Raw genomic sequence first — 25,689 nt, 5'->3', positions numbered from 1 at the left:
GCACTGATAGAGAAAATTAAAGAATACATCGAGTACTACAATACCAAACGTATAAAAGTGAAACTAAAAGGCCTGACTCCGATAGAATATCGAACTCAGGCCTTGAAAGCCGCTTAACAGAAATGTCCAACTTTATGGGGTCACTTCATTCGCTAGGAGCAAACGCAGGCTTTTCAATATTGTGACACGATTCCGTGTTGTTACATGGTTCTGAGAGTATTAACCGTGAGTGGTTCTTCCCACGTTGTCATGGCTCAGCTCTTTATTCAGCTCCGCTTCCACGTGCCCTGGAGAACGGGTCGAGCCGGAAATCAAACGGTACATCGCAGGAATAACGAACAGAGTGACCAAGGTCGCGAACCCCATACCGAAGAAGATAACCGTACCCACAGCCACTCGACTTTCATAGCCTGCGCCCGTGGAAGTAATCAATGGGATAGCTCCGGCTAATGTGGTAAACGCCGTCATCAATATTGGCCGTAAACGTCTTGCTGAAGCGTCTACGATTGCTTTCTCAAACTCAATACCTCGATCACGCAACTGGTTAGCAAATTCGACAATCAAGATCCCGTTTTTCGTCACCATTCCGATCAACATGATCATCCCAATCTGACTGTAAACGTTTAAACCTTGGTGCATCAACACTAGACCTAAAAAGCCACCGAATATCCCCATCGGAACTGTAAACATCACCACCAGTGGGTTGATAAAGCTTTCAAACTGCGCGGCCAAGACTAAGTAAGCGACCAACATCGCTAACGCAAACACCACCAAGATACTCGATTGATTCTCTTTGAAGTCTTTTGATTCACCCGAATAGCTGACCGAGATATCACCGGGCAGTTGCTCAATCGCTTGCTTATCAAGAAAATCCAGCGCATCACCTAATGTGTAACCGTCCATCAGGTTCGCTGTGATGGTCACCGATTTTTGCTTATTGTAGTGTGACAAGCGAATCGATGATGCCACTTCTTCAATGTGTGTCAGTGTATCCAGTGTTACTAGCTCGCCAGACTGAGTTCGCATGTAGATTTGGCTTAAATCGTTCGCGTTATTAAAGCTGTTTTCATCACCACGCAAGTAAACATCGTACTCTTCACCACGATCAGCAAAGGTGGTTTCACTGCGCCCGCCCAGCATAATTTCTAGTGTGTCTGAAATGTCAGAAACACTGACGCCCAATTCGGCCGCTCGTTGTTTGTCTACCGTTACCACTAACTCAGGTGTTTTTTCAGAGTAATCAATACCCGCCCCTTCCATGATGGGAGAATCTTCCGCTGCTTGCTTTAAGATCTCTGCCCACTTTTGAAGTTCAGAATAATCAGAACCACCCAATACAAATTGCACCGGTTCACTTGAGCCACCTCTAAAGCCTGGCATGAATGGGAATACCCGAACATCAGGAATGCCACTCAAGGATTGGCGAACTTCGTTTAAAGCTTCTTGGGCCGTCAGATCACGCTCGTCCCAATCATCCAAAATCATAATAACAAAGCCGGTTTGATCTCCGGCATTACCACCAAACGCTGGCGATTGGATACTGAATGACTTTAAGAACCCTTGACCAAGTAGAGGCATCAAACGCTCTTCAACGATGTCCATGTTGCCAGACATGCGGTTATAACTGGTGGCATCCGCTCCACGGACAAACGCAAAGATAACACCTCGGTCCTCTTGCGGAGTCAGTTGTGAAGGAACTTGTTGCATCAAGCCATAGCTCCCCCCCATACACGCGAGAATAATTACGGGAGCAGCCCAACGCCAAGATAGCGCATGACGCAGTGCCGCTTTATACCTCAGTTCTAACTTGCTAAAGACACGCTCAATAAATAAATTAAAACGATTAGGTTTCACATTCGCTTTCAGAATTTTACTGCCTAAAACCGGCGTGAGTGTCAGTGCCACTAGCGATGAAAATATCACCGACATCGCAAGTAACACAGAGAACTCGGTAAACAGTAGGCCGACCATGCCATCCATAAAGGAAATGGGTAGGAAGACCATAACCAGCACTAAAGTGGTTGCGATAACAGCGAAGCCGACTTCACGCGTACCTTTATAAGCAGCAAGCAGTGGTGATTCACCCCGCTCAATATGGTGGAAAATGTTTTCAACCACCACGATGGCGTCATCCACCACCAGACCTATCGATAAGATAAGTGCCATCAACGTAATCAAGTTGATAGAGAAGCCGAAGTAATACGCTGCAATGAATGACGAAATCAGAGATACCGGAACGGTCACCGCAGGAATTAATGTCGCGCGTGCTTGACCAATGAAGATATAAAGCACAAGAATCACTAAACCACCGGTGATAAAGAGTGTGCTATAGACCTCAGAGATCGATCGGTCGATAAATACCGTTGAATCATAGTCGATAGCCAAACGAGTACCGGCAGGTAAAAACTTTTGAATAGCATCAACTTCTTTATGTACTAAGTCGGCAACTTCCAATGGGTTTGCATCGGATTGAGGCACGATACCCAAACTGACATTAACAACACCATCACTTTTAAACGTCGAGTTTTCGTTTTCCGCACCAAGGTACACATCCGCAACATCTTTCAAATAGATAGGTGTATTATCTGTTGCTCGTTTAACCACCAAATATTGGAAATCTTTCACTTCCTTATAAGGACGAGCCGTACGAACCGACATTACGATCGCATCGTTGCGAACTTCACCACCCGGGCTTTCAATGTTTTCACTTTTTAACGCCGCAGTAATATCAGACGCGGTAACACCACGACCCGCCATTAGCGCTGGCTTTAGCTTCACATACATGACTTTGTATAAGCCACCGGAGATATCGACTGAGCTGACCCCCGAAATCAAACTAAAGCGGTCTACCAATACACGTTCGGTGTAATCGGTTAACTGCGTTCGGTCCATTTTAGTTGAACTTAAGTTGATATAAACCGATGCTTCGCCGCTGCCGTTATTTTTAAAAACAATAGGGTCTTCGGCCTCTTCGGGTAACGAACGCTTAGCACGAGCAACTGCATCACGTACATCACTTATCCCCGTATTCAGGTCGTAACCGAGTTCGAAAGTAATCGTGATGCGCGACATACTATTACGCGTCGTGGATTCGATCTCATCGATACCACTAATGCCTGATAACTGGTCTTCAAGGTTAGCGGTTATTTGGTTTTCAATAATCGTCGCCGATGCCCCTTGATAACGAGTACTGATTGATACTACAGGGCTTTCAATGTCTGGCATCTCACGGACGGAAAGCTTATTGAAAGAGACCAGACCAAACACAACCAACAGCAAGCTCAGTACAACAGCAGCCACAGGTCTCTTGACTGAAACATCAGATAACAACATTAGTTTGCGCCTTCTTGTGGTTTGTTATCACTTTCAGCATCAACTAAGCGATCCACGGCTAGCTCTTGCACCAACACACCGTCACGCATGTTCACGATACCTTGCACCACGATTTTCTGACCAATCTCGATGCCTTTTTCAATCACGACTTCGTTATCGATACGCGCACCAAGAAAGACTTCGGTACGAACCGCTTTATTATCATCACCAATCACATAAACAAAACGTTTGGTTCCTGAATACTCAAGCGCTTGAACTGGAATAATCGGCGCTTCAACTGAAGGGAAATCCATATCCGCTTCCACTAACATGCCCGGCTTCAAGTAATCATGATTGTTGTCAAAGTGGATTCGAACTCGTAAATTTAGCGTCTCGCTATTGATACGGGTGTCAATGCCGACCACAGTACCGATGAATTCAGTCTCGCCCCACGCACTGGTACGAGCCGTTACTTTCATGCCTTTCGACAATTTGGAAAGGTAGCGCTCCGGGATTTGTAGATCTAATTGCATTACTGAGAGGTCATCTAGGGTGACGAGTTCCGTCCCAGCGGTCACCATTTTACCGCGGCTAAAGTCGATAAAACCGACCGTACCCGAAAAAGGTGCCGTGATGTGCAGATCGCTAAGATTAGCATTGGCCGCAGCCAAACGAGCATTGGCGATCTCGACGTTCGTTTTCTGAGCATCAATTTCAGTTTGCGTGATCGCGTTACGTTTCACTAGCCGTTGAAATTCCGCTAACTTACGTTGCTCGTCTTTTAGGTACGCTTGTGCTTCTGTCACTGCGGCTTTCGCTTTAGTATCATCTAACTGAACCAACATCTGCCCTTTGGTGACATCTTGATTCGCTTTGACATTGATAGCATCAACTCGACCAGCCACTTCAGAAGTGATAATGACCGATTGTTCAGCTTCTAACTTGCCAACCAAAGAGAGAGACTGGTTAACTTGGTGAATAGCAACAGGCTCAGTAACAACCGTCACTGTGCTAGACCCCTGACGCTTTGCAAGTGCGGCTGGAGACGCCATGAAAATCGACAAGCTAAGTAGGGTTAAAACAGATGTTTGCTTCATAATAATAGTCTGCAGTAAGATTTAGTATCTATAAATGGAAGTAGCGGTATTCTATCAACAGATTAATGCTGTAACGTCAAGAAATGTAAATCTAAATTAAATTCCATTTACGTTCCATTACGAATTTAACAAACCAAACACACTGCAGAAAACTAATTTTCTCAAGGTGTTACCTATTCTTACGCCAACCTAAGCTCGAATGTTCACTTCACGAGCAATATGCGTACTTTTCGCCATCTTTGCCCAAAAAGACAGCATTTAACACAAAACCATAAGAAAAACCCTTTACAGGTTTAACGTGTTTGCTATGATGCGACCCGAACTTGAGAGATGCGTTGGGAAAAACATCTCTTTAGCCTATCCATTATGAGTTAGGAAAAACACCCTGGAGGGGTTCCCGAGTGGCCAAAGGGAGCAGACTGTAAATCTGCCGGCACTGCCTTCGATGGTTCGAATCCGTCTCCCTCCACCATATTCCTCTTACCTCTTTTRAGAGTTAAGAGAACAACCTRRTTGATGGGCTTATGGGAAAACATCAATTTAGGCTTACTTTGTGAAAAGTAAGACACACCCTGGAGGGGTTCCCGAGTGGCCAAAGGGAGCAGACTGTAAATCTGCCGGCACTGCCTTCGATGGTTCGAATCCGTCTCCCTCCACCATATTCTTCTTACCTCTTTTAAGAGTTAAGAGAACAACCTAGTTGATGGGCTTATGGGAAAACATCAATTTAGGCTTACTTTGTGAAGAGTAAGACACACCCTGGAGGGGTTCCCGAGTGGCCAAAGGGAGCAGACTGTAAATCTGCCGGCACTGCCTTCGATGGTTCGAATCCGTCTCCCTCCACCATATTCTTCTTACCTCTTTTGAGAGTTAAGAGAACAACCTAGTTGATGGGCTTATGGGAAAACATCAATTTAGGCTTACTTTGTGAAGAGTAAGATACACCCTGGAGGGGTTCCCGAGTGGCCAAAGGGAGCAGACTGTAAATCTGCCGGCACTGCCTTCGATGGTTCGAATCCGTCTCCCTCCACCATATTCTCCTTAATTGGAAAATCGAAAAGCCAACTCACTGAGTTGGCTTTTTTCGTTGCTGTGTATAATACCCGATACCTTTCTCGTTCAACGATCTTGATAATCTACCATCGACTTAATCACCCCAAGAACCTACACATAATTGGCTATCCTCAACACCTCAACACACAAAAAAGCCCCTACCGATTTCTCTGTAGGGGCTTTCAATAATCAAAGTAATACCGAATTAACTCATTATTCGTTAGCTATCGAGGTTAACCTTGAATGCCCACGATTAGCCAAGGTGCATTTTGAGTCGTAAGATCACGCTCTAAATGCCAAATATCGGTGATATCTTCTTCAATACCTTCCGCTGAATCACGGTAACGCCCACTAAACTGTAGGCTTAGCTGCGCTTTGCTGCCGTCATGGTCAGCACGAACAATTTCAGCATCAACGTACATTACGTCGGTATGCTGATCACCATCTAGCTTGCTACGCTCAGATTTTAGGTCTTCAAATAGACTTGGAGACACGTATTCTTCAATCGTACTTAGCTCATTGTGGTTCCATGCACCTTGTAATATACGGTAGTGCTCACGAGAACCATTGATGAAAGCAGCTTGATCAAAACCCGGTGGGTAGTTATGCGGAACATCGCTTTGCGCACCAAAACCAAAACCGCTCGCAGCACCTTGAGGTTGAGTTGGTGCTTGCTCGAAGTTGTGAACATTTGGCTTTTGCTGTGATGATTCAAACTTGTTTTGTCCCATACTACCAAAAGCTGGCTGTTGGCCGCGCTCCTGATTCATGGAGCCTTGTTTCGCACCCAGCATTCCTCGTAGGAATTTGAACGCTAAGAAAGCAATCAAACCCATGATCAGGATATCCATAAACTGGATACCTTCAAATGCACCACCAAAGAATGCCGCTAATAGACCGCCCGCAAGTAAACCGCCTAGCAGACCGCCCATAAGGCCTTTCTTACTTGAATTAGCCGCGGTGTTCTTACCTGTTTGATCTTGACGGATCGAGTTAGTGTTCTGGTGTTGCTGTTTAGGAGCAGGAGCCGTTTTGAAACTCTTACCAAAAGACTTACCACCACCAAATCTTTTCGCTTCCGCGATTGGTGTCACCGCAACTGATACCATCAGAATCGCGACTAGTGAGAAAAATCGTTTCATTATTATCCTTTAAAGGGTTCTTTATCTTTCGACGCGTTAATCATACTCTTTAACAAAGCACAATGAAATGTTCACGACGTTCACATATGTATCATAATATTGCGGTTATTAATTGCGGGCTGAATTGGCGAAAGGATTGACGGCCATCAAAGGCTGCATATAAGATAATGAACGATGTTCATTTACTAGAAACGAATCATGGCACGAAGAAACGATCATACTCGAGAACAATTGGTTCAGTTGACCTTAGATACCGTAACGGTTTTTTTAGAACAGCACTCCTATCACGAGTTAAGTTTACGAAAAATTGCCAACATGATTGGCTATGTGCCCAGTACATTGGTGAATGTATTTGGCAACTACAACCTTCTGCTGCTGCACGTTGTCGCTCAAACATTAGATGAGCTCGCCGCTGAATCGGCTTCTGTCGTAGAACAATCAAGCAGCCCTCAACAAGCGTTATTCAATCTCGCTTATTGCTACCACGACTACGCGCAAAAGCACCCGAACCGCTGGCAACTTATCTTCGAGCACAACATGAATGGCGAGAACCTCCCAGAGTGGCAGTCAAACCGAATCGATATGATGACCAGCATGCTAGAACAGTTGCTTGTGGCAATCGCACCGGAGCATACTGAAAGCGAAGTGATCAAAGCCAGCCGGGTATTATGGGCTGGCGTGCATGGAATCACTCTACTCAGCGTTGATGATAAGTTTTTCGCCTCAGAGCCTATTGATGGTAAGGAATTGATTAATAACCTTATTTCAAACTACTTAACCCGCTGGTAATCATCCAAGGAACGAGAATGAACAACAGCAGCCCATCTTCGCTGTTAACGCAAAAAAGGTTTCTACCCTACTTTATCACCCAGTTTCTGGGTGCGTTTAATGACAACGTCTTTAAAAATATTCTGTTATTATTTGTTGCTTTCGCAAGCGCTGATACGCTACCTATTTCTAAAAATTTGTTCATTAATTTAGCCGCTGGCCTATTCATTCTTCCCTTCTTTCTATTTTCTGCTTTAGCAGGCGTACTAGCAGATAAGTACGAAAAGTCTTGGTTTATTCGTAAGGTGAAGATGCTCGAAGTCGTGATTATGTCACTGGGTGCTGTCGGACTTATCTACGAAAGCTACGGAATATTACTTCTCTTGCTTTTTCTGATGGGAACGCAAAGCGCCTTTTTTGGCCCGGTTAAGTACGCACTACTCCCACAACAGTTAAAGACCAAAGAACTGGTGTCCGGTAATGCCCTCGTCGAGACTGGTACATTTTTAGCGATCCTAATTGGCACCTTAAGCGCGGGGATAATTGCATCCGAAGAAAACGCTAAGCTTATTGCCGCTGTGTGCATTGTTTTATTTGCAATTTTTGGTTATATATCAAGCTGTTTCATTCCTGAAGCCCCCAGCAATGCACCAGCATTAAAAGTGAAGTGGCAACCCATCAAGTTAACCCGCAGCACACTCGCAATTGCCAAAAAAGATCGTTCGACTTTTCAAGCGCTCATGTCAATCAGTTGGTTCTGGTTCCTTGGTGCAGCTTACTTGACTCAGTTTCCAAATTTCACTCGCCTTTATCTGAATGGGACAGAAAGTTCGGTCGCCTTTCTGTTAGCACTATTCTCTGTTGGCATTGCCATTGGTTCGTTAACGTGTGACAAACTGTCCAACCACAGAATTGAAATTGGCATAGTGCCTATAGGCTGCATGGGGATCTCTATATTCGGTCTATTGATGGCACTATCGATTCCTGAATCTCTACCTCATTTTCACTCATTCTACCAATTTGTAACGTATTCCGAGCTATGGCCGCTCTTCAGTTACCTGCTACTGCTTGGTGTTTCCGGCGGTATCTTTATTGTTCCGTTGTATTCCTTAATGCAGTTACGAGCGAAACCAAATGAGCGAGCACAAGTTATCGCGGGTCTCAACATCTACAACTCGCTGTTTATGGTAGGGAGTGCCATTCTGGGTATTCTTTGCCTGAGTGTGCTTGAGCTTTCCATTCCTCAACTGTTTGTGTTTTTAGCATTATTGAACACCTTAGTGATGCTTTACCTGTTTTATCAGGTGCCTATTTATGCGTTCCGATTCTTGATGTGGGTAGTCACTCACAGCATGTATCGAGTAAAGCATAAGAACTTGGATCACCTACCCGAAAAAGGCGGGGCATTAATCGTCTGTAACCATGTGAGTTATATGGATGCACTGCTTCTGAGTGCGGTATGCCCACGCTTGATTCGCTTTGTTATGGAAGAGGACTATGCCAATCTTCCTCCCTTAAGGCGCTTCTTGAGACGAGCGGGGGTTATTCCTATCTCATCAACGAATCGACGCTCGATTCGTCACGCTTTCAAAGAGGTCGAGCAAGCGCTGCACGAGGGGCACATCGTATGTATCTTCCCAGAAGGTCAACTCACGAGTGATGGAGAAGTGGCCGAGTTCATGCGTGGTATGGAGCTGATCATCAAACGCTCTCCCGTTCCGGTGATCCCAATGGCACTGAAAGGGTTATGGGGCAGTTACTTTAGCCGCTATAAAGGGCGTGCGTGTAAAGGATTACCCACTCGTTTTTGGACTAAGCTAGAGATAGAAGCAGGCAAACCGATTTCACCAAATGAAGCGTCTTGCGAGCTTCTACGCCAGGCGGTTGCTAAACTGCGTGGGCGATGGCAATAAGTGTTCGATATCCACTAAAATTCAGGTCATGAACAAACGTTTAGTTTATCTTAACGTTTGTTCAATTCATTTAGACTTACTTACCATTGGCTTAAGCGTATAGTGCCCTACTACGCTGCCACCATTAGAAAAGACAATCCAACCATAATGACACTCACAAAATCTGTTCCGTTTTATCTTGCTGCTCTCTTTTGTTTAACCCCTTGGGTAAGCTCGCCGACCGCACTTGTTATCGGCTTTCTTCTTGCGAGCCTCGGTTTAGTGCCTCAACACCTAGAAGTCGGAAAACTCACAAAAAAGCTATTAGCCTACTCGATTGTCGGTTTAGGTTTTGGCATTCAATTTGAAAAGGCGCTAGCGGTAACGGGTGATGGTATTGGTTTGATTGTTACAACCATCGTCGGTACGTTAGTCATTGGTTGGGTCTTAGCAAAAAAAATGGGGTTGGATCGCATCACAGGTTACCTTATTGCTTCTGGTACCGCGATTTGCGGTGGCAGTGCCATTGCAGCAGTCGCACCCGCAATCAAAGCTGACGATGAACAGATTGGATTAGCGCTCGCTACGGTGTTTGTGCTCAACTCAGTCGCTTTATTCTTATTCCCAATGATTGGTCATGCCCTTGAGCTAAGCCAACAAACGTTCGGTACATGGGCTGCTATTGCCATTCATGACACCTCTTCAGTTGTCGGCGCGGCATCTGCTTATGGCGAAGAAGCACTGGCAACAGCAACAACGCTGAAGTTAGCTCGCGCACTTTGGATAGTCCCCGTTGCTTTCATCAGTTCGATTATTTTTAGAAACGATCAGAAAAAAATCACCATCCCTTATTTCATTTTGTTCTATTGTGCTGCGATCTTCATCAGCGATGTCATGCCGCAGTTTGACGTAATTTATCAAGGGATCTTTAATGTATCGAAACACGTACTTGTGGTGTGCCTATTTTTGATTGGTTGTGGTATTTCTGTTGAGAAGCTCAAAGCTGCAGGGCCAAAGCCATTGATGTTTGGCATTACCTTGTGGGTGATGATTTCTACGGGTTCATTAGCGTGGTTAACGCTTGCCTAATCCGCTGAAAAACGTAGCTAAGTTAACAAGCTATTCGAACCTATGAATTTACAAACGACAAAAAAGGCAAAGCGTATTTACACTTTGCCTTTTTGTATCCAATCATTGTTGTAACCAATACTTTCTGTAACGAATATTGGTTTTAACGAACATTGGTTGTCACGAACATTAATCAAATAACGGCTTATCACTTTTCTTACTCTCTTTTTTCATCAAAACAAGTGTGATAACTAAAACAAATGCCGTGAATTCAGCTAAGGATCTCGTCAACCCCGACGACATCACTGCTTGGCCGATTTGCAACAGAACCGCGATGATGAGGGTAATTTTCATAATAAGACCTTATTCTATAATCCGTTATTTATGGGGCTTATTATGATGGATGGTTATAAAGATAATAAATTCTGTTTTGAACTATCTAATTGCTAAATTAACTAACCGTAGGCCACTTACCGCATCTTCATTTGGCCTTACCGAGCACACTTATCTTGATTCCCTGTTCTGTGATAGCCAAAGCGCCAATCCCGCTCTCGATACCTTAATGCCCTGCTGTTCTTGCTTAGGTATTTGATAGTACTCAATCGGAAACTTAAATCGTTCTAGGCTACTTTGTAGTTGATCTGCAAACCACTTTTTATCCGGTAGTTCGTCACAGTCAACTATGGCGACGGGCCGAAATCCAAATTCACTGTCTTCAACAGGAACCACAAAAGCCTGTGTCACTTCAGGTAATCGGATGAGGGCTCGTTCTATTTCTTCACAGTGGATATTCTCACCACCGGAAATAAATTGATTGTCTGCACGGCCAATAATCGACACTTGTTCGCCATCCCATTCGCCGAGATCTTTAGTGTCAAACCACCCTTGGTCATCCACCAATGGTGTTAACGCACCTTGATAGTAATAACCGGAAGCAAGCGTGTTGCCGCCAATATAAATACGTTGACCTTCAATTTTTAACTGACGATGGTTAAGCACACAACCCGCATTGTGGTGAGCATCAACTGGCTTTGCGGTTACTGTCGAAGCCGCTTCTGTCATGCCATATCCAAGCCAAGTTTGGATACCCCTCTGTTGAGCTTCAAGCCCAAGTGCTTCTGGTATATCGCTGCCACCCAACAGTACATGAGTTAACGTAAGTGGTTGCTTACTCTTTAATAATCGATGTAGCTGAGTAGCAACCAATGATGCATGACTGCAACCTTCGATGTCTTTTTCAAGTTCCCCATTGCCTATTTTGATGCAACCACCAGCGGCCAGCCAACGGTGGACTATCGCTAATCCCGAGACATGGTACATAGGCAAACTCAGCAGCCATATGTCATTTTGTGCAAACTGAAAAACGTCGAGCAGTCCCTGAGCTGAACATAGGTGCTGCTGCAACGTATGCGCTACCGCTTTCGGGTTTCCGGTAGAACCTGAAGTGAATACGAGGCTCGCTAAGTTTTGCGGATTGAAGTTAGACTCTTGAGGTGTTGTTATCCGATGACCATCAGCAGCATCGCCCTTCACTTCATGTAAGTAAGGCAAGGTCACCAACTGACTATTCAAATCAACAGTCTCTGATTGCTCTATCCCGCTACTGTCCAAGAGCCAAAGGTAGCTCTGTTGATCTGCTTGATATAAGGAATCGAGCTTTTGCGTTAAACGCGCTTTCGGTTGAGGCATGGTAAAGGCACAAACCACACCTAGGTGTAATGAAGCAAGATAAACAGGAAGCACTTCCGCTTGATTCTTACCGACAATCGTCAGTACATCACCTACCGATAAACCTTGCTCAGATAACCGTTGTTGGTACTCACTCACTAACACAGAGACTTGTTGCCAAGTGTATTCGCGGTTAGGGGTCACTAACGCGGTTTGACGCGGGTTCTGTTTCGCCCACTGTAACCAGAGCGGGTGATGATTAGTTTGTGAGCGCATCATAGAATAACCAAATAATAGACTGAAGTAATGAAAGAACTCGGTCTAAGAAGACCAAATCAACGCCTGCTGTTCAAGCGTGGAGACCGGCAACTGACAACCGGGCCAAGCAATCTCTAACTGCTGCTTGAACAAACCAATGGTATCCAGTCCTGGCACTTCATTTGGCAGATGCTGCTGCGCCAGACGAGCAATCTGAGTCAGACCTAGACTCGACTCAATGCTTGAACTCAATACCGGTTTCATTCCAAGCTGCTGTGCACGCTCAATAAGTGCCACACAACGCTCAACAGAACCAATGAGCGTTGGCTTGATCACGACTGCTTTAGCCCCTGTCAGGTCGCTAAGATCAAACTCTGGACTGCGCACGGCTTCTTGCAATGTTTCATCCCACGCGATCGCGACACCATGGTCAATAGCAAACGCTAAGCTGTCTTCTGGTTTTTGGCATGGCTCTTCAATAAAACTGATACGCTGACGCAGCGACGGCGAAACGTACTTAATGAATTGTTTGGCCTTTTCTGGTTTCCACGCACGGTTGGCGTCAAGCCTTAGGGTCAAATCAGGGATCGACTCAAGAAATAAGCTGACCAGCATACCATCACGAATCGCTTCATAAAGCCCAACTTTGACCTTAGCCACTTTCTCGCCTTGCATCTCATTGAGTACAGGGATCAACTCATCAGGGTCACCAGTACACAAAGGTGCGGCTTGGTAATTACCTTCAACGTTAAGATCGCCTCGTAATTCCATCATCGCCATCGAAAAACCGAAGGCAACAGAAGGATATAATTCATCAAGTGGTGTTTGAGGGTTATGGTTAATCCAAAGCTCTAATTGATGTTGAAGCTGAATACCGGCTTGCTCTGCATCTTCTTGGCTAAACCCCGGTAAAGGTGCGACTTCACCAAAACCCGTTTTACCATCACACTCAAGTTGGATGATATAACCAACGCGTTCGTTCAACTTATTGTCACGAAGAATCACGCCACTATCCATAGGCAATTGATAACGGTAAAGTTTAGCGTGACGCTGAGAATTCATTGAGTTCATAAAATGTCCTAAAAGCGAGGGAGCATCAAAATAAAACGAGCCGCTATTAGCGACTCATTTTGAACAGGAGCAAGACTATGGGTTACGCGGGAATTTGTCGAAGTCAGGTCGACGTTTCTCATTGAATGCGTTGCGGCCTTCTTGGCCTTCCTCTGTCATGTAGAACATCATGGTTGCATTACCTGCCAACTCTTGCAGACCGGCTTGACCATCACAGTCCGCGTTCAGTGCCGCTTTCAAGCAACGCAGTGCCATTGGGCTGTGTTGTAGAACTTCACGACACCAACGAACGGTCTCTTTTTCTAGGTCAGCAACAGGAACAACGGTGTTTACAAGGCCCATGTCCAGTGCTTCTTGAGCATCGTAAAAGCGACACAAGAACCAGATTTCACGCGCTTTCTTTTGACCAACGATACGAGCCATGTAAGACGCGCCCCAACCGCCATCGAATGACCCCACTTTTGGACCCGTTTGACCAAACTGTGCGTTTTCAGCCGCAATAGTCAGGTCTGCCATCATGTGAAGTACATGACCGCCACCGACTGCCCAACCCGATACCGCAGCAATTACAGGCTTTGGACAAGTACGAATTTGACGTTGGAAATCAAGTACGTTCAGGTGGTGTGTACCTGAATCATCTTGGTAGCCGCCGTAGTCACCACGAATACTTTGGTCACCACCAGAACAGAACGCCTTCTCACCAAGGCCCGTTAAAATGATAACACCAACCTTCTCGTCATAACGCGCATCAGCCAGAGCATTGATCATCTCTTTAACGGTTTGTGGACGGAACGCATTGTGCACTTGAGGGCGAGCAATCGTGATTTTGGCAATACCATCATCTGATTTGTGGTACTGAATATCTTCAAATTGACTGCTCTCATCGCGCCAGTTAACGGCTGCGTAAAGTTCTTCTTCTGTGATGCCTACTGTTTTAGCCATGGTGATTTCCATTGTTCTATTAGAGGGCACGACTAACGAATAGTCGTGACGGTGTTGCTCATATTTTAATCGCGTTTAGTACGAAATAATCGTTCAATCAGTTCAGTGATGACTGGTAATACATTGAATGATCAGGTTTGAAAACAGCTCGGGTTGTTCAAAATGTACATTATGCCCAGCGTGATTTACCTGGCTATATTCAAAGCCACTATTCTCTGCTAGCTCCATGAATTTACGATCTTTTTCCCCACATACATAATGCAATAAATGCTCATGAGATTTCAATGTGGCACGTAAATCCGGTTGCTTAGCCAATGAAGTAGATAACAACATATTTGCGACGGATACTCCAAGGTTACCACTACGCTTTATAACCAAAGTTTGTCTTTGCTCATGATTTAGTGAAGAAAAGACGCTTTGTTGATACCAATCGTCTAAAACATCTTCGATCGACTGCTGCGCAAAGCGAACAGCCCACTGCGTATCATGTACTAACCTTTGTGCTCTTTCTTCTTCGCATTCCAAGCCAAAGTTGCCGCCTTCAATAATGACTTTCTTTAGGTTGAGCGTCTCGAAGCAAGGGCTTGTCACCCCATACATGGCAAGCCTTCCACCCATCGAATACCCAATCACCACGATTGGATAATCGGCAGGAAGATTGTTGAGTGCCAGTTGAGAGGTTATACATTGGACAATTTTCTTACAGCAATGCTCAAACCCGACCGGATCGGTAAAACGACTTTGTCCGTGCCCAGGTAAATCGATGCAAAGCAGAGGAAAGTCTGCAAGGAATGGACGACATGCACTCCAATCATCCGCGCTTCCAAGTAAACCATGTAAAAAAACAAGTAAAGGTTTGCCAGAAGATTCTTGTACCGCTGGGTAATAATTGGAGTAGAGCATGTAAAGTCCTTAGGCTAATGCCTCGGTGAGCATTAAACTGAATTGTTTCAGCAAAGTAGACGCTTGTTCGGGAGGCGTTTTAACTTCCACGAGCAAGGTCCCCTGACCCTTTTCGAAGTGTTGTTCAATGATGTTTTGATAGCCGTTCAAGGTTTCTGGGGCTGCGTAACCAAGTTGGAATTGCGCTGCGGCATGTTCAAAGCTAAAACCATGAGGCATTTGATAAAGTGACTGCTTCTGTTGCTCTGGTACCGGCAATAAATCAAAAATCGCACCGCCGTCATTGTTGGTCACCACAATAACCACTGGCGTTAAATGATGAGTCAGCAGAGCCAGTGAGTTGAGATCGTAGAGCAAAGAGGTATCGCCAATCAACATCAATAACGGGTTCTGGTTGGCTTTCACCACACCCGCAGCCGTTGCCACCAACCCATCAATGCCCGATGCGCCACGATTACTGTAAACTTGATTCGCAGATATAGACGACAGCATATCCACCAGCCTTACCATCAAGCTGTTTCCCACAAACAGCTCTCTGTCTTTTAGTCTAGACGACAAGTCGACTGCCACACTCAGTTCCGTCAACTGGTCATTATTGGATATTTGCGCGAGTGCCAGTTGCTGAACAGAATTTGCCACCTCGATTAAAGACGCCCCCCAACCCGCATGTTGGCCTAATAAGGTTGGTAGGTGTTGTTCGGTTATCCATGACTCAATATTGGCAACAATATGAGTTTGCGGGAGATGATCTTGGTTTATACGGTGCGCATCAGGTGAAACCACAACATATTGCGTGCAATCAAATGAAGCGGCTTGTGACTTAATCCATTGGTTCAATCGCTTAGAAACGATACGCTCACCGAATTGAAGAATGAAATCACACGAGTTAAGTTGATCTTTAACTGAGTCACTCTGCAACCAAAGATCATAATGCTTCCAATCACTGCTCACGCCGGATTGCGGGTCACAAAAAATAGGCCAGCCCAATGCACAAGCGAACTGTTTCGCTTTTCTCGCCGCTGCATTGTCGATAGAACCAATAATTATGACACCTTTTCGCGCAACATAATCACCCGCGACGACAGGTTGAGTATGCAAATTATTAGGCAGACACCGATTAGAGTATGGACTTGCCGATGCTTTCCATCTTGCAATACTGGCTGTGTATTCGCCATACATCTCAACGCTATTGTTTGAATAGAGCGGTTCTGGAAACGGGCAATTGATGTGAATGGCACCACCGACACTGCGTTGCTTGGCGAGTGCGTTATCAACCGATGTCAGGAGCCAGTTCAAAGAAACTTGTGTGGTTGGGCTTGGTAGGTTTAACGCTGTTTCAACATGGTTGGAGAAGATACCATGCTGTTGAATCGCTTGATTGGCACCACAATCAACCAAGTCGATCGGTCTATCAGAGGTCAGCAAGATCAGCTTCTCTCGTGTCAGCCCAGATTCAGCCGTCGCAGGCAATAAATTCGCAACCGCAGTACCCGATGTCACAATCACGACCACGGGGCTGTTGCTGGCTTTTGCTATGCCTAAAGCTAAGAATCCGAGACCACGCTCATCAAAGTGTGTGTGTAAGGTTAACTTGGGGTTGGCTTCGGCTTCAAGCGTTAACGGGGTGGAACGAGAGCCTGGCGCAACACATACATGCTCAACACCATTGCGTACAAGTTCTTCAAGTAACGTGTGGCACCAAACTCTATTTAATACGGCTTGGTCGTGATTCATGACGCCACACCTAATGGTGGGTGGTCGGAAATTAAACTGAGCAAAGTCGACGTCTTCTTGTTCAACTCTTGCCACTCATGTTCAGCGATCGACCCTGGCACAATCCCAGCACCCGCGAACAGTTGTACTTGATCGTTTACAACCAAGGCACTGCGAATCGCGACACAGAATTCCGCTCGCTGATGACTGATATAACCCACGGAGCCTGCATACCATCCCCTTGCAAAGGGTTCATGTTCAAGTATGAAGTCCATCGCTTCTTTACGAGGTAAGCCTGCTACTGCAGCCGTCGGCTGTAATGAACTCAACAACTGGACACCATTAACTCCCGAATGAAGCAGCGCGTGAATATTGCGTTTTAAATGTTGGACCTTGCGCAAACGAACCAGACGAGCCTCTTTTTCAACATTCACCGATTGGGAGTAAGGCGTAAGACGCTCAATGATATCGTCGACCACATACTGGTTTTCATTGAGGTTTTTGCTGTCTTGAGAAAGCCAGCTGGCTAACTCCATATCTTCGGTTGCGTTGACACCACGACCAATGGTCCCAGCAAGCGCTTCAGTATCGAGTTCAGTACCATGTCTACTGTATAGACGCTCTGGCGTTGAGCCAATAAAGCTGTGTTTGGAATCCAATACCAACATAAAGTGGAAGCTATGATGGTTTTGCAGATAGCTGGCTTTAAGCAGTTGAGCGGCGCAAATAGGAGCATCAAGCTGTAGCGTGGTTTTACGAGCCAAAACCACTTTTTTGTACTCTTCATCGCTGATGCCTTTCAGCACTTTATCGACTAAGCCCCCCCACTGTTCTCGTTCTGGAACATGATTAATCTGCTTGATATGAGCCGTCAGTGGCGCCAATATCGCGGCTTCAACAGAAAGCTTATTTAATGCATTGATCGAAGCTACACGATCGGGAGATAAGTTAACCGCGAGTGACCAAGTGTTGTCAAAGCGAATCAATTCAACCTGAGGAAGAAAGAAAAACGACTCCATACAACGGCGGTTTTTTGCAGTATGCCCGTCAAACGAGCGCCCCCCCCAGATCCGTTGATCTTCACCAAGAATAGCATAGGCTGGAGCTGGATCAGAAAAGGTATGCAACTGTCCGAGTGCGACAATCTCTTCACGAGTGTCGCGTGACTGCCAGTAAAACTTCGGAAAGAGCGGTTGAGCATGAAGCCATTCAATACATGCAAACGATGGTTTTTGCGTTAGAACTTCAACACAACGCACTTCGCTTGCTTGGGCATTTTTTACTCGCTCAATCAAAGCGGAGATAGTTTGCTGGAAATGTGACAAATCGACCTCGTTCACATCTAAATTATTATTATATCAATTTGATACTTTATGGGCTGCACCCACTTAGATCAAGATTGTACTTTGTCTTTTCAACATTCCTCTGATTTTAACCGATCCTGACCCTTTATTCATCTTAGCCAACAACAAAGAAAGTGATTCTTTAAAATTCAGAAAACAGTGATTACTAAAATACGGTATTTATCAGATTTTTATTCTATCAAACCCTATTTTGCGGTACTTTAATAAAGTATTTAAATTAATTTCAGGAAATCGGCAATGCAAAATATCGGGATGTCGTCAAAACTCAACAGCGTATGCTATGAAATAAGAGGGCCTGTACTCAAACATGCTAAACGCATGGAGGAAGAAGGACATAAAATACTAAAGCTTAACATTGGGAATCCCGCCCCATTTGGTTTTGACGCCCCTGATGAAATCCTTGTTGACGTAATCCGTAACCTTCCAACATCGCAAGGTTACTGTGACTCAAAAGGCATCTATTCCGCTCGTAAAGCGGTTGTGCAGCACTATCAGAAAAAAGGTCTACGTAACCTTGATGTAGAAGACGTTTACATTGGCAACGGGGCATCAGAGCTTATCGTTATGTCGATGCAGGCGCTACTTGATAATGGCGATGAAATCTTAGTTCCCGCTCCGGATTACCCCCTATGGACAGCGTCTGTTGCGCTTTCTGGTGGTACACCGGTTCACTATATGTGTGATGAAGATGCCGATTGGTATCCAGACCTAGACGACATGCGCGCGAAGATTTCACCAAAGACGCGCGGCATCGTACTGATCAACCCGAATAACCCAACGGGTGCGGTATACAGCCGTGATTTCCTACTGCAAGTTGTCGAAATTGCTCGTGAACATGGTTTGATCATCTTCGCGGATGAGATCTACGACAAAGTACTTTACGATGGTGCCGTGCATACTTCCGTCGCTACGCTTGCTGAAGATGTGCTAATGGTCACGTTCAATGGCCTGTCTAAAGCTTACCGTGTGTGTGGTTTCCGTGGCGGTTGGATGTTCTTAACCGGTCCTAAACACCTAGCAAAAGGCTATATAGAAGGGCTAGAAATGCTGGCCTCGATGCGTTTATGTGCCAATGTGCCAATGCAACACGCTATCCAAACCGCACTCGGTGGTTACCAGAGTATCAATGAGCTGATTCTTCCAGGTGGTCGACTGCTTGAACAACGCGATCGCGCATGGGAGCTGATCAATAAAATCCCTGGTGTTTCTTGTGTGAAACCGAAAGGCGCGATGTACCTGTTCCCTAAGATTGACACTAACATGTACAACATCAAAGACGATCAGAAGTTTGTGCTCGACCTCCTTAAGCAAGAGAAGGTGCTACTGGTTCAAGGTACCGGCTTCAATTGGCCGAAACCGGACCACTTCCGCATTGTGACTCTGCCACACATTGAAGATCTGGAAATCGCGATTGGTCGTCTAGAGCGCTTCTTACAGACTTACAGCCAAGACGACCTCATCGAAGGTTAATGAGCACAAAGAAAGATGGCTACAATTTGCTGTTTTAAAAGACTTTAACTTGTAATCAATCACTTCTATGCTTAAAAGGCTCCTGTTTGGGAGCCTTTTTTGTATCCGCTGTCTCGTATGCCTGTGTAAACACAAAATACGAGTGGAAAATTTTTCGAAAGGACTCTTATGCAACAAAGCCATTTCTTTGCCCATCTCGCACGTATGAAGCTGATTCAACGTTGGCCTTTGATGCGATCAATCTCAAGCGAGAACATTTCAGAACATAGCCTACAGGTTGCTTTCGTGGCACACGCTTTGGCGCTCATCAAAAACAAGAAGTTCGATGGTCAGCTTAACCCCGAGCACATTGCACTGCTTGGCATGTACCACGACACCAGCGAAGTGCTAACGGGGGATTTACCGACGCCAGTTAAATACTACAATCCCGACATCGCGCAAGAGTATAAGAAGATAGAAGCTGCCGCAGAACAAAGGCTGCTGTCAATGTTGCCAAAAGAGTTCCAAGACGACTTCGCTCCATTCTTAATATCTGGAACCGCGAGTAAAGAAGAGCAAAGCATCGTTAAGCAGGCCGATACCATCTGTGCTTACTTAAAATGCTTGGAAGAACTCAGTGCGGGCAATCACGAATACGAACAAGCTAAACGACGATTGGAAGAAACACTCGAACAGCGTAAAAGCCCAGAAATGGATTATTTCCTTACCACTTTTGCACCAAGTTTTGAATTATCACTAGACGAAATTAGCTAGCTGGGTATAACTTGAGTGTCATTGGCGAATTAAATCAGATTGATAGGTGCTATTTTGACAGTCCAACTCGACCCCATATTTGAACTCGAACAAGAATGGCAACATCGAAACGACGATGAGCATAAAATAAGACGTGATGACCACCGTAGCCCGTACCAACGCGATCGTGCACGCATACTTCACTCAGCAGCCTTTCGTCGCCTACAAGCAAAAACCCAAATCCATGGCACCACGATCAATGATTTCCACCGCACTCGGCTGACCCATTCGCTGGAAGCTGCACAACTTGGGACTGGCATTGTCGCTCAGTTGAAAAAAAAACAACCCGAGTTTCGAGACTTATTACCCTCAGACAGTTTGATTGATTCATTGTGTTTAGCGCACGACATTGGTCACCCTCCTTATGGGCATGGCGGGGAGGTCGCACTGAATTACATGATGCGTGACCACGGCGGTTTTGAGGGCAATGCCCAAACGTTTCGTATTGTCACGCAGCTCGAACCTTATACCGAACATCACGGGATGAATCTGTCTCGACGCACTCTGCTCGGTCTCATTAAGTACCCTTCTCTGTTGAGCGAAGTTCAAGCTAAGTCTCAATCTGAACCGGTAAAGCATCAACGACAGCTCCGAGCCAAAGATTGGATGCCAGCCAAAGGCATCTACGATCATGATCAAGCGCTGTTTAATTGGGTACTTAAGCCGCTTTCAAGCAACGACCAGCAACTTCTAAAACAGAAAAGAAAATTACACACCGAGCCACTTGAACACAACAAAACCAAATACAAATCACTTGATTGTTCGATCATGGAGTTGGCTGATGACATCGCGTATGGCGTGCACGATTTAGAAGATGCGATTGTGCTTGGTTCTGTCACCAAAACTCAATGGGTCGAATCAGCTTATCCTCAACTGAAAGAGATGGCCGCTCCTTGGATTTGTGAACACCTAGATTCGATTACTGAGATGCTGTTCTCTGGTGAACAGTATCGTCGAAAGGATGCGATTGGCGGGATAGTCAACGCACTGTTAACCAGTATCTCGATTAAGCGAGTGGATGCCAACTTTGAGAATGTGCTATTGGCATACAATGCTGAGCTTGAACCGAGCATGGACGGCACACTTGATAGGCTAAAACACTTTGTTAGCGAGTTTGTTATCCAAGTTCCTCAAGTTCAAATTATTGAGTACAAAGGCCAACAGATCATTATGGACATGTTTGAAGCATTCAGCGCCGATCCAGAACGTTTATTACCGCTCCCTATCAAGAGGCAATGGTTACAACACCAAGACGATTCAAGAAAAATGCGCGTAATTGCCGATTACGTCTCCTCGATGACCGATGACCGATGACCTTGCACAAAAAATGCATCAACAACTGTTTTCGGCTCATAGCGAGTTTTGATTGCTGGCTCGCTCGACTAAAGCGCCTTAATCTAAGTAATTTTTCTCGAAAACACCTGGCGGCATTTGATTGATTTGAAACTGAATCATTTGATCGAATGCCGTTAACAGCGAGCTAAAATCGCCATCACTTTCCAACAAGCTCAATAAATGATAGCCAGCTTCGACAGTTGAAAGGCTGTTTTCACTAGGAGCTTTGCGAATTCGATAGTTACCCTTGAGAGCTTTGGGTAAGTGAACCGTACTCAACGAGTGCAAGTTACGCGACACCTGCCACATCTTGAATGCCTTCTTCCATGTCCCATCCAATAAAATCACTCGCAGTGGCTTACTTGGGTGTGTCATAGATTCAACCGACACAGAGTGTTCACTTGGGTATAAAATCACATGTTGGTAATGTTGATCATCCAGCAACGCATTCAACTGTTCATTGTGAGAAAAGTCTTCCCCGACAATCGTCACGCTGTTATTTAAAGATAAAGAGAGGATACGCGCCGTTCCCATCGGACGATGCTCTTCTGATGGATGCTGAAGAATGATAAGCTCAACATTCGATTCGAGTGGTGTCACCCACTGACAAATACAAGCTTTCAACGCTTTGCTGCATTGGGGGCAATAACGAGACATGGATTTAATGTGTACCCTGTTTTAATGTTCACTTCACTTTTATGCGTCTTATTCCAACTTGAGCCAATACAAACTTGGGTCGTTTGGGATAACCATGCAATTGCCGATGGGCAATGGTGGCGGATCCTAACAGGAAACTTTTCACATACCAACTACTCACACCTTCTGATAAACCTAGCCGGCTTGTGGATCATCAGCTATCTGTTTCAACCGAGTAAAAAACAACTCACGCTTGGTTTACTCGTCATTAGTTTCACCACTGGGTTAGCGCTGTTATTTTCAAGCATTCAAATCTATGTGGGGCTATCTGGCACCTTACATGGACTGTTTGGCTTATTCGCGCTCAGAGAGGCTTTAAACGGTAGGAAATCCAGTTGGCTACTCGTGTTGGGATTAGTCGCTAAGATCGCTTGGGAACACTTTGTTGGCCCTTCGAGTACCACTGCCGCACTGATTGGTGCTCGAGTGGCCATTGAAGCCCACCTAGCTGGCGCGATTACAGGAGGCTTCATGGCTGTGTGGTTATGGTTGCCGGGTAGAAAGTAACCTTTTCATGCTCTTAAATTAGAGTTGAATTCGATCACGATTTTTTTCGACCGTAGCTTCGCCAATTCCTTTCACATTCGCCAAATCACTCGCGGCTATAAATGCACCATGCTGCTCTCGATAATCAACGATCTCTTGAGCTTTCTTGTCACCCACACCAACCAACAGTGCAGAGAGCTCCTCTGCTGTCGCGGTATTGATATTAACGGTGACCTCAATGCCATCATAAAGCTCGGCCTTGGTTGGGCTCTCAGCTAATACGGCAAAATTGATGGTCATCAGGAATGAAAGAAGTAATGTTGAATATATTGTGCGCATAAACCGCTCCTTTGTTTAAAAAAGGTAACGTATGCATTTATCGCGGCAGATAACACAATGACTAGACAAAAATAAAGCGGGTCACTTGAGTGACCCGCTTTGTTAGACATCTTGTTTTCATCTGGGTGTTTGCTAGTTCACAAATTTGATTTATCGAATAAACCTAATTTATAAAGCAAAGGTCTTGCTTTGACTCTCAGTAACAAGCTATCACATCATTCCTGCTACTGAGTCATCAAACCATTACTGACCTTGACCCACAACGTAGTATTCAATGTCCGTGTTTTTACGCAGTACGTTTAATATATTGGTCAGATCTTGTTGATTCCCAACTCGCTCTAATTGAGCACCAATTTGAGTGCTGTAAGCCGGGTTGATTTGAGCTGTTACTTTAGAAAGCTCAACCACAATGATATTACCGTCCTGATCTTTAGATTGACCGAACACAACTTGTCCTTTCTCTGGCTTAGGTAGAGCGAAGACAGAGGCCGCTAATGGAGAATTACGATCTATCGTTTTAACTTCAGAAAACTCTAGATGATTAGCCGCTAATGGTGCTTTATTACCTTGCTTAAGTTCCTTCACAAGAGAATCACCGAGCTCAACCGCTTGTTGCTCCGCTTTTTCAGCAGACAATGCCGCCACAACCTGGGCTTTAACTTCTTCTAAAGGTAGAACCACCTCGTCACGAGTATCTTCTACGCGAACAACAATCACGTGCTCAGGAGCCACTTCGATAACTTCTGAGTTTAGACCATCTTCTTTCACTTCAGGAGTCAAGATAGCTTGCATTACCGCAGGTGTTTTCAACAGTTCCGGTGCATCAGCTTGAGAAATGAAATCCGTTGTTACGATTTTCGCGTTGATAGCTTTAGCCGAATCATCTAAAGAGTCTGGGAATTCAAACGCGACTTTTTCGAGTTGAGTTTGCTTTTCGTAGAATTCATCTACAGCATGCTGATCAAGCATTTCTTGTTTGATCTCTGCAGCAACGTCTTTGTAAGGCTTAATCTTAGGTGCTTTTAATGCATCTAATTTGATGATGTGATAACCAAATTCAGATTTAACTAAACCCGTCGTGTCACCAACATTCTTTAGCGTAAAAGCCGCTTTTTCGAAGGCTGGGTCCATAACATCACGTTCAATCCAACCTAGGTCACCACCTGCATCTGCACTGCCGAAGTCGTCAGATTTCTCTTTTGCTAACTTAGCAAAGTCAGCCCCACCATTTAACTCATCAAGGATCGCTTGAGCTTTCGCTTTATCATCACCTTGAACAAGGATGTGACTAACTTTGCGCTGCTCTGCCGTTGAGTACTTGTCTAGATGCTCTTGGTAATATTTTTGAGCTTCTTCATCGCTAATTTTAATCTGTGATTTTAGCGCTTCAGATGACAGTTCAATGTAAGACACCTTAGCTTGCTCTGGGCGAGTGTATGCCTGAGGGTTTTCATTGTAATACTGTTCGATCTGTTCGTCAGTCAGCTTGATACCTTTTGCTAGATCAGCAACCGAAAGGCTCACCGTGCGAATATCACGAGTTTGGGCAATAAGCTTGCTCTGAGCATCGATCTCACCTTGAAGAGCGAATTCACTGCCTTGTAGGGCCGTCACAAGTTGATTGCGCATGAGGTCGCGACGCATGTATTCAGCGAAGCTTTCTGCACTGAAACCTGCACGACGTAATGCCGCTTGGTACACGTCTTGGTCAAATTGACCCGCGGTTTGGAATTGAGGCATTTCTAAAATCGTTGTGCGGATTTGAGCATCACTGATTCTTAAGCCTAGAGCCTCAGCTTGCTGTTGTAGTAGAGCATCATTGACCATACGATCAAGAACGGATTTACGAAAAGACTCTACGTATGCTGGGTCGGCAAGCATTTGAGCAAAGTAATCGCCCAATTGAGATTGCATGCGATTGCGTTCATTTTGATACGCTTGCTCAAACTCACCACGAGCAATTTCTGTGTTGCCAACTTTAGCTGCTGCGTTGTTACTGCCACCGGTGATGTAACTGCCTATACCGGCAAATACGAATGACAGGATAATCAACCCAAGGATAATTTTTACCGCGATGCCATTCACGCCTTCGCGTAATCGATCCATCATAATTTAAGTGCTCTCCGGATATGAAGCATTGGCTTCAAAATAAAAGTCTATTCACGCGATATTATCAGAAAAAGAAATGCGCATCAGTAGGATGCGCATAATTTAAATAAGTTCAATGTGCTTTGCACATATACTGTTTAAGAATGAAACATCATTTTTCAAACAGTAAACGCATGTTACTGCGCCTTCCTCTCATCAAGTTCAAGGTTTG

Annotated in this window: 21 protein-coding genes and 4 tRNA genes; 12 read left to right on the top strand and 13 right to left on the bottom strand. The window is 45.1% G+C overall.

Features of this window, described 5'->3' with window-relative positions; all coding sequences use genetic code 11:
• A partial coding sequence (locus tag L4B77_RS06565) for an IS3 family transposase (RefSeq protein WP_429749277.1) occupies window positions 1-117 on the top strand: 117 nt, incomplete at its 5' end.
• Between the two features lie 102 nt (window positions 118-219).
• On the opposite strand, the gene vexH is transcribed toward L4B77_RS06565, so the two are convergent.
• Together vexH and L4B77_RS06555 are read right to left on the bottom strand one after the other, a co-directional pair.
• A complete protein-coding gene (vexH, locus tag L4B77_RS06560; protein ID WP_372041669.1) occupies window positions 220-3,333 on the bottom strand; it encodes a vibriobactin export RND transporter permease subunit VexH in 3,114 nt (1,037 codons plus the stop codon).
• On the bottom strand, window positions 3,333-4,409 hold the full coding sequence (locus L4B77_RS06555; RefSeq protein WP_372041668.1) for an efflux RND transporter periplasmic adaptor subunit: 1,077 nt from the start codon (window positions 4,407-4,409) through the stop codon (window positions 3,333-3,335). The genes vexH and L4B77_RS06555 overlap by 1 nt, the downstream gene beginning before the upstream one ends.
• Window positions 4,410-4,796: 387 nt before the next feature.
• On the opposite strand from L4B77_RS06555, the gene L4B77_RS06550 reads away from it, so the two are divergent.
• The 4 genes from L4B77_RS06550 to L4B77_RS06535 all read left to right on the top strand — a co-directional run bounded on the left by L4B77_RS06550 (window position 4,797) and on the right by L4B77_RS06535 (window position 5,442).
• Window positions 4,797-4,881: transfer RNA gene (locus tag L4B77_RS06550), tRNA-Tyr, on the top strand.
• 102 nt (window positions 4,882-4,983) lie between these two features.
• A tRNA-Tyr gene (locus L4B77_RS06545) sits at window positions 4,984-5,068 on the top strand.
• 102 nt (window positions 5,069-5,170) lie between these two features.
• A tRNA-Tyr gene (locus tag L4B77_RS06540) sits at window positions 5,171-5,255 on the top strand.
• Between the two features lie 102 nt (window positions 5,256-5,357).
• Window positions 5,358-5,442 (top strand) — tRNA-Tyr (locus L4B77_RS06535).
• A gap of 253 nt (window positions 5,443-5,695) precedes the next feature.
• On the opposite strand, the gene L4B77_RS06530 is transcribed toward L4B77_RS06535, so the two are convergent.
• Window positions 5,696-6,604, bottom strand: coding sequence for a Tim44 domain-containing protein (locus L4B77_RS06530; protein WP_261839229.1), 909 nt, complete (start codon window positions 6,602-6,604; stop codon window positions 5,696-5,698).
• A 198-nt stretch (window positions 6,605-6,802) separates the two neighbouring features.
• Between L4B77_RS06530 and L4B77_RS06525 the strand changes: the two genes are divergently transcribed.
• The 3 genes from L4B77_RS06525 (at window position 6,803) to L4B77_RS06515 (ending at window position 10,353) form a co-directional block, all read left to right on the top strand.
• Window positions 6,803-7,393, top strand: a complete 591-nt coding sequence (locus tag L4B77_RS06525; protein ID WP_429749271.1) for a TetR/AcrR family transcriptional regulator — start codon at window positions 6,803-6,805, stop codon at window positions 7,391-7,393.
• A gap of 17 nt (window positions 7,394-7,410) precedes the next feature.
• Window positions 7,411-9,285: an MFS transporter gene (locus tag L4B77_RS06520; RefSeq protein ID WP_261839227.1), complete on the top strand. Its 1,875-nt coding sequence runs from the start codon at window positions 7,411-7,413 to the stop codon at window positions 9,283-9,285.
• A 147-nt stretch (window positions 9,286-9,432) separates the two neighbouring features.
• The gene (locus tag L4B77_RS06515) at window positions 9,433-10,353 is read left to right on the top strand and encodes a YeiH family protein (protein ID WP_429749269.1); all 921 of its coding nucleotides are present in this window, start codon (window positions 9,433-9,435) and stop codon (window positions 10,351-10,353) included.
• A gap of 168 nt (window positions 10,354-10,521) precedes the next feature.
• On the opposite strand, the gene L4B77_RS06510 is transcribed toward L4B77_RS06515, so the two are convergent.
• From L4B77_RS06510 to L4B77_RS06480, 7 genes are all read right to left on the bottom strand, one after another.
• A complete protein-coding gene (locus tag L4B77_RS06510) occupies window positions 10,522-10,686 on the bottom strand; it encodes a hypothetical protein (RefSeq protein WP_261839225.1) in 165 nt (54 codons plus the stop codon).
• Window positions 10,687-10,836: 150 nt separating this feature from the next.
• Window positions 10,837-12,279, bottom strand: coding sequence for an o-succinylbenzoate--CoA ligase (menE, locus tag L4B77_RS06505; protein WP_429749267.1), 1,443 nt, complete (start codon window positions 12,277-12,279; stop codon window positions 10,837-10,839).
• Window positions 12,280-12,321: 42 nt separating this feature from the next.
• The gene (gene menC / locus L4B77_RS06500; RefSeq protein WP_372066968.1) at window positions 12,322-13,329 is read right to left on the bottom strand and encodes an o-succinylbenzoate synthase; all 1,008 of its coding nucleotides are present in this window, start codon (window positions 13,327-13,329) and stop codon (window positions 12,322-12,324) included.
• A 75-nt stretch (window positions 13,330-13,404) separates the two neighbouring features.
• A complete protein-coding gene (gene menB / locus L4B77_RS06495; RefSeq protein WP_010439547.1) occupies window positions 13,405-14,271 on the bottom strand; it encodes a 1,4-dihydroxy-2-naphthoyl-CoA synthase in 867 nt (288 codons plus the stop codon).
• 102 nt (window positions 14,272-14,373) lie between these two features.
• A complete protein-coding gene (menH, locus tag L4B77_RS06490) occupies window positions 14,374-15,174 on the bottom strand; it encodes a 2-succinyl-6-hydroxy-2,4-cyclohexadiene-1-carboxylate synthase (protein WP_429749261.1) in 801 nt (266 codons plus the stop codon).
• 9 nt (window positions 15,175-15,183) lie between these two features.
• A complete protein-coding gene (gene menD, locus L4B77_RS06485) occupies window positions 15,184-16,908 on the bottom strand; it encodes a 2-succinyl-5-enolpyruvyl-6-hydroxy-3-cyclohexene-1-carboxylic-acid synthase (RefSeq protein WP_429749259.1) in 1,725 nt (574 codons plus the stop codon).
• Complete coding sequence (locus L4B77_RS06480) at window positions 16,905-18,212, bottom strand: isochorismate synthase (protein ID WP_372041230.1); 1,308 nt, start codon at window positions 18,210-18,212, stop codon at window positions 16,905-16,907. The genes menD and L4B77_RS06480 overlap by 4 nt, the downstream gene beginning before the upstream one ends.
• 276 nt (window positions 18,213-18,488) lie before the next feature.
• Between L4B77_RS06480 and L4B77_RS06475 the strand changes: the two genes are divergently transcribed.
• From L4B77_RS06475 to L4B77_RS06465, 3 genes are all read left to right on the top strand, one after another.
• Window positions 18,489-19,721, top strand: a complete 1,233-nt coding sequence (locus L4B77_RS06475; protein ID WP_261839219.1) for a pyridoxal phosphate-dependent aminotransferase — start codon at window positions 18,489-18,491, stop codon at window positions 19,719-19,721.
• A gap of 168 nt (window positions 19,722-19,889) precedes the next feature.
• Window positions 19,890-20,474, top strand: a complete 585-nt coding sequence (gene yfbR / locus L4B77_RS06470) for a 5'-deoxynucleotidase (RefSeq protein WP_429749256.1) — start codon at window positions 19,890-19,892, stop codon at window positions 20,472-20,474.
• A gap of 75 nt (window positions 20,475-20,549) precedes the next feature.
• The gene (locus L4B77_RS06465; protein WP_429749275.1) at window positions 20,550-21,827 is read left to right on the top strand and encodes an anti-phage deoxyguanosine triphosphatase; all 1,278 of its coding nucleotides are present in this window, start codon (window positions 20,550-20,552) and stop codon (window positions 21,825-21,827) included.
• A 78-nt stretch (window positions 21,828-21,905) separates the two neighbouring features.
• On the opposite strand, the gene L4B77_RS06460 is transcribed toward L4B77_RS06465, so the two are convergent.
• Complete coding sequence (locus L4B77_RS06460; protein ID WP_429749254.1) at window positions 21,906-22,505, bottom strand: tRNA-uridine aminocarboxypropyltransferase; 600 nt, start codon at window positions 22,503-22,505, stop codon at window positions 21,906-21,908.
• Between the two features lie 9 nt (window positions 22,506-22,514).
• Between L4B77_RS06460 and rrtA the strand changes: the two genes are divergently transcribed.
• Entirely contained in the window at window positions 22,515-23,051 is a 537-nt protein-coding gene (gene rrtA / locus L4B77_RS06455) for a rhombosortase (RefSeq protein ID WP_429749252.1), read from the top strand.
• A gap of 18 nt (window positions 23,052-23,069) precedes the next feature.
• Here the strand turns inward: rrtA and L4B77_RS06450 are convergent, their stop codons facing one another.
• A complete protein-coding gene (locus L4B77_RS06450) occupies window positions 23,070-23,369 on the bottom strand; it encodes a ComEA family DNA-binding protein (protein ID WP_429749250.1) in 300 nt (99 codons plus the stop codon).
• A 243-nt stretch (window positions 23,370-23,612) separates the two neighbouring features.
• Window positions 23,613-25,478, bottom strand: a complete 1,866-nt coding sequence (gene ppiD, locus L4B77_RS06445) for a peptidylprolyl isomerase (protein WP_429749248.1) — start codon at window positions 25,476-25,478, stop codon at window positions 23,613-23,615.
• Window positions 25,479-25,689 lie beyond the last annotated feature (211 nt).

Source organism: Vibrio minamisatsumaniensis (assembly GCF_050337445.1).
Classification (GTDB): Bacteria; Pseudomonadota; Gammaproteobacteria; order Enterobacterales; family Vibrionaceae; genus Vibrio; species Vibrio artabrorum.
The sequence above is the reverse complement of the archived record's forward strand: the minus strand, read 5'-3'. Positions and strand labels throughout refer to the sequence as shown.

Excerpts from the sequence above, each read along its gene's own strand:
- menB (WP_010439547.1), bottom strand. The coding sequence starts at position 14,271 with ATGGCTAAAACAGTAGGCATCACAGAAGAAGAACTTTACGCAGCCGTT.
- L4B77_RS06555 (WP_372041668.1), bottom strand. The coding sequence starts at position 4,409 with ATGAAGCAAACATCTGTTTTAACCCTACTTAGCTTGTCGATTTTCATG.
- vexH (WP_372041669.1), bottom strand. The coding sequence starts at position 3,333 with ATGTTGTTATCTGATGTTTCAGTCAAGAGACCTGTGGCTGCTGTTGTA.
- L4B77_RS06510 (WP_261839225.1), bottom strand. The coding sequence starts at position 10,686 with ATGAAAATTACCCTCATCATCGCGGTTCTGTTGCAAATCGGCCAAGCA.
- L4B77_RS06460 (WP_429749254.1), bottom strand. The coding sequence starts at position 22,505 with ATGTCTCGTTATTGCCCCCAATGCAGCAAAGCGTTGAAAGCTTGTATT.
- L4B77_RS06530 (WP_261839229.1), bottom strand. The coding sequence starts at position 6,604 with ATGAAACGATTTTTCTCACTAGTCGCGATTCTGATGGTATCAGTTGCG.
- L4B77_RS06520 (WP_261839227.1), top strand. The coding sequence starts at position 7,411 with ATGAACAACAGCAGCCCATCTTCGCTGTTAACGCAAAAAAGGTTTCTA.
- L4B77_RS06450 (WP_429749250.1), bottom strand. The coding sequence starts at position 23,369 with ATGCGCACAATATATTCAACATTACTTCTTTCATTCCTGATGACCATC.
- yfbR (WP_429749256.1), top strand. The coding sequence starts at position 19,890 with ATGCAACAAAGCCATTTCTTTGCCCATCTCGCACGTATGAAGCTGATT.
- L4B77_RS06525 (WP_429749271.1), top strand. The coding sequence starts at position 6,803 with ATGGCACGAAGAAACGATCATACTCGAGAACAATTGGTTCAGTTGACC.
- menC (WP_372066968.1), bottom strand. The coding sequence starts at position 13,329 with ATGAACTCAATGAATTCTCAGCGTCACGCTAAACTTTACCGTTATCAA.
- ppiD (WP_429749248.1), bottom strand. The coding sequence starts at position 25,478 with ATGATGGATCGATTACGCGAAGGCGTGAATGGCATCGCGGTAAAAATT.
- menH (WP_429749261.1), bottom strand. The coding sequence starts at position 15,174 with ATGCTCTACTCCAATTATTACCCAGCGGTACAAGAATCTTCTGGCAAA.
- menE (WP_429749267.1), bottom strand. The coding sequence starts at position 12,279 with ATGATGCGCTCACAAACTAATCATCACCCGCTCTGGTTACAGTGGGCG.
- L4B77_RS06475 (WP_261839219.1), top strand. The coding sequence starts at position 18,489 with ATGCAAAATATCGGGATGTCGTCAAAACTCAACAGCGTATGCTATGAA.
- menD (WP_429749259.1), bottom strand. The coding sequence starts at position 16,908 with ATGAATCACGACCAAGCCGTATTAAATAGAGTTTGGTGCCACACGTTA.
- L4B77_RS06515 (WP_429749269.1), top strand. The coding sequence starts at position 9,433 with ATGACACTCACAAAATCTGTTCCGTTTTATCTTGCTGCTCTCTTTTGT.